Source organism: Zavarzinella formosa DSM 19928 (assembly GCF_000255705.1).
GTDB lineage: Bacteria > Planctomycetota > Planctomycetia > Gemmatales > Gemmataceae > Zavarzinella > Zavarzinella formosa.
Genome location: NZ_JH636440.1, coordinates 947,066 through 950,843, shown reverse-complemented (window position 1 = coordinate 950,843; position 3,778 = coordinate 947,066). Strand labels below are relative to the sequence as shown.

Sequence of the window (3,778 nt, the reverse complement as noted above, 5' to 3'; positions counted from 1 at the left end):
CCCGCCGTCAACTGTTTCCCGTTGTTGCTCCCCTTCATCAGAGCCGCAAGAGTGGCGACGTCCAACCCCCCCTTTTTGGACGCGGGGCCGTGGCAGGAAACGCATTTGTTCTGGAAGATCGGCATGATGCTGGTGACAAACGTCGGGGCGGCCGTCTTTGGCTTGGCAGGCTCTTTGGGCTTGGGTTCCGGTTTCGGTTCCGGCTTGGCAGGCTCTTTGGGCTTGGGTTCCGGTTTCGGCTCCATCTTGGCCGGTTCCTTGGGCTTCGGTTCCGACATGGCGGCCTCGTCCCCCTTCTTCTCCGGCGGTTTCGAGGCCATCTCCTTTGGCTCCTCCGGCTCCGGTGACTCCAGCGATTTCGGCTCCACTTTCTCCGTCTTCTTCGCGGGTGGTTTCGGCGGAGTGGCCGACTTCTTGGCCGGTTCCGGTTCGGGCGTCGGGGAGGGGGGAGTCGCCGGGGCGGGTGTCACCGTCCGTTCGGGCTTGGCGGTCTTGGATGCGACGCTGGTTTCCCGGCCGGTCGATTTTCGGGTGGATTCCGCTTTGTAGCCAATCAAAAACCCAAGCCCCACGCACAAGGGCAGCAGAAACACGCTGACCAAAATGACCAGTTTCCCATACCTCGGCGGGGAAACGCGGGGGACGTATTCTTGAATCTCGGGACTGTCTTGTGGAAACATATTGTCGACCATGAAAAATTTTGCCAAATCCGATCCGGGGCGGGCGCTGGCGAATGTCGTCGGGCGCCGTGCCGGAGCATCGGACGCCAGGTTGAATTTTAGGAGAAACGGAGGCGGCCGAACAATTGGCTTCCTTCTTGCGTCTGTCAATCGCCGCTTTTCATCTCCGTGAACTTTACCGGCCAATTGCCTGCGGCGGCACTGTTTTTCGGCGGGCGAACTTTACGACAGCGATTCACCTCGCCGACCGGCTGGCGCCCCAAGCCTCCGAATCCATGAATTAGAATCGCTACAAATTCATTGTTTCAGACGCTCGAAACTTGATCCAGTTCCGGAATCGCATCACCAAGCGGAAACGATGACCATGAAAGCAAATCCGGATCTTGGCCGATTCATGCCCCCAAGGGTTGTTCTCGCGTGGGCCATTCTCGGGGCCTTTGTCGCGATCTGTCCGCTGTATTCGTATTGGGTCTTCTTTGCTTCGAGCGGGACAGTTCCGGCGTCGCCGCCAGACATTAAACTTCAGCAGGGCACCGGTGGCGGTATCAGATACGGAGGCCGCCCCGACACCTGCCCCTATCGGCATGAAGAACACTCATCCCTTGACGTTCATCTATTCGGAACGGACGTGATCGATAATCATCAGCCGGGCCGTCGCGCGTTCCTGCTCGCAAGAATCTGGAACTGTTCGGTCTATGGCGGCCTGATTGTTTTGGGCGGCCTGGCCGGGGGAATGATCGGGCGATACCTTCCGGCTCGCGTGAGGCCCTCGCGGCCAAGTGATCGCTGGCGACAAGTAGCCACGACAGCAGCGGCCACTGGCTTAATCATCGGACTGGGCGTCCCCGGCGATGAAGATCCTCAGTTCCGGAACTCATTCCTGAAAATGATCGAAGCGCCGGACCTCTGGGACTTGATCTACTTCTGCTACGAAACCCTCCGGGTGGCGGCCCTCGCCCTGCCGCTCGGCTGGGCGGCCCAAGTGGCGGCGACCACCAGTTCCTTTCGCCGAAGCCTCCCCCGCCCGGACCAGTCGGCCGACTACGACGACGCCACACAACCCTGAGCCAACGCCCCTTTTGCGGCGAAAAAATTCCCCAAGCCGGCTTTTCTTTTCTTTTAGTGTGTCCAATGTGTCCAGTTTTGAAGCCGGGAAATCATGCGAAACCCACATGATTTCCCGGCGTTTTTGTCGTTTTTTGGTGTTTTTGCGATTATTTGGCGAAGTTGACAACGCGGAGGGCGGGATTGATCTCTCAAACCTGTGGCCTGATTCAAAGAAAATGCCGCCCCGCCTGAATTTCCTCTGGTGGCAACAAAGACTTTTCTGCCAATTGCAATCTATATTTGCTTGCTTATGGACTCCGGCAATGGACGCGGAGAGATTCATGAGGTAGCGTCTTCATAATCAACCCACGAGCCAGCCATGTCATCTTCCTCCGCCTCGCCGATGGTGCATTTGAAACGGGCGTTCGCCTGGAACCTTGCGAAAGTCCTGCCGTCGGACGCCGAGACGGCCGATCTGAATTCGGCCGGCATCACCGATCCCACCGTGCGGCGTTATGCCGTCTGGCGCCGGAGTTTGTTGCTGGTCGCGCTGGCTCCGACGACGCTTTCCCTGATTCTGGGGATCATCGACACGATTCAAACCGGATTCGGCGAATTCACCCTGCTCGGCAAAATCTTTGAACTCGCGTGGGTGGCCGCCCTCGCCGGGCTGGCGCTGTCTTGCGTCATCGGCATCTTCTCCTGGAAGAAGCCGGGGCGGGCCGCCGGGGTGCTGGCGGCCGGGTGGCTGACCGCGTTTCTGTTGCCGTTCATCAGCGCGCTGTTGCCGGCCGGGGCGTTGTACCATGTGCAGGACATCAGCGCCGCCCAGGCGGAGAAGATTGGCAAGTCGATCAACGCGACGAAGCCGGACAAATCAAAAACGCCCGCCAAGCCCAAGCCCGCCCCCGATGCCGACGCAGACGAGGAGGAAGACGACAAGACCGCCGGGCACGACCCCGATGTCAGCCCGGCGACGCTCGAAAAGATTCAAGAGATTGAGGAGGTGGTCGTCGAGTTTGCCCTGTCCGGCAGCGCGTATTTGCTGCTGTTGCCGGCCGTGCTGTCGATCATCCCCGGCGCGGTCAACGGGTGCCTGCGGATCAAGTCGCTGCTCCCGGCCTCGCAACTCCCCGGCTGGTTTCTGGTCTGCGCGGCCCCGGCATTTCTGCTCTTTTGGACGGTGATTCTGGTGATCGCCAACCATGCGGCCCGAAGTCCGTTTTTGGTCTTCGGGGTGTTGCTCTGGGCTGGCGCCCCGATTTGGTATTCCATCTGCGGAAAGGTGTTTATCAGTTCACAGATCACCGAGAACGAAGCCGGTCAGATTGGCCGAATCAAACTCCGCGTGCTTGTCACGACCCTGATCGGCCTGGCGTTCCTGCTGGCGTTTGTGATGAAAACCAAAGTGGTCGGCCTGAACATCGTCGGCTTCGACAAAAACGCCGCCGTCAGCACGAAACTGGACGACGCCTTCTCGGCCGACGACGAAGTGAACATTGAAGAAGTCCAAATGGCCGTCGCCGAATCCAAATCATTCATCTACGCCTTCGACCTGTCGTCATGGCGGTTCGTGGTTGACTTCCTGGCGAAGTTGCTGGTGGTCACCGGCGTGTTCGCCGATTTGATCCTCCGGGCCACCGTCTCGGCTTGGCGAAACGAACGAACCCTGAGATCCAAGTCGGAATCGGGGACGTTCGACGAGTCGATGAACGCCGCCCAAGGGATGATCGGAACGAGTTGATTGCTTTGTTTTTTCTGTTGCTGTCGGGCCATGTGCGTTGATGGTTTTCGCCCCAAAGGGGCGCTCGAAAATAGCCAAGGGCGGCTTCCGCCCTTGGAAAAAGACCGCTTCCCTGAACTCCGCCCCAAGGAGCTTGTGAAGTTTTAGCCAACCCGTCCCGTTTCATTGAGCGGGGAGCCGTTCAATTTTCTCGACCGCCGGTCGGCCGGAGGCCAACCGGCCGTTTCAGGCCGCCTCGGCGCGCAGGATCTCCGCCCAATTCCGGCCGTCTTTTTTCGCGGCGAGCAAGCGGATGGTTTGCCACAGG

The 3,778-nt window shown here is 59.4% G+C and carries 3 protein-coding genes; 2 read left to right on the top strand and 1 reads right to left on the bottom strand.

All coding sequences use genetic code 11. From position 1 onward, the window contains the following. The coding region (locus BGIM_RS57520) for a c-type cytochrome domain-containing protein (protein WP_315849821.1) at positions 1-692 on the bottom strand (692 nt) is incomplete at its 3' end. Between the two features lie 352 nt (positions 693-1,044). Between BGIM_RS57520 and BGIM_RS0115140 the strand changes: the two genes are divergently transcribed. Beyond that, positions 1,045-1,746 (top strand): hypothetical protein, encoded by a 702-nt coding sequence (locus BGIM_RS0115140; RefSeq protein WP_020470601.1) that lies wholly within the window; start codon positions 1,045-1,047, stop codon positions 1,744-1,746. A 360-nt stretch (positions 1,747-2,106) separates the two neighbouring features. Next, positions 2,107-3,471: a hypothetical protein gene (locus tag BGIM_RS0115135; protein ID WP_020470600.1), complete on the top strand. Its 1,365-nt coding sequence runs from the start codon at positions 2,107-2,109 to the stop codon at positions 3,469-3,471. Positions 3,472-3,778: the final 307 nt, after the last annotated feature.

Excerpts from the sequence above, each read along its gene's own strand:
- BGIM_RS0115135 (WP_020470600.1), top strand. The coding sequence starts at position 2,107 with ATGTCATCTTCCTCCGCCTCGCCGATGGTGCATTTGAAACGGGCGTTC.
- BGIM_RS0115140 (WP_020470601.1), top strand. The coding sequence starts at position 1,045 with ATGAAAGCAAATCCGGATCTTGGCCGATTCATGCCCCCAAGGGTTGTT.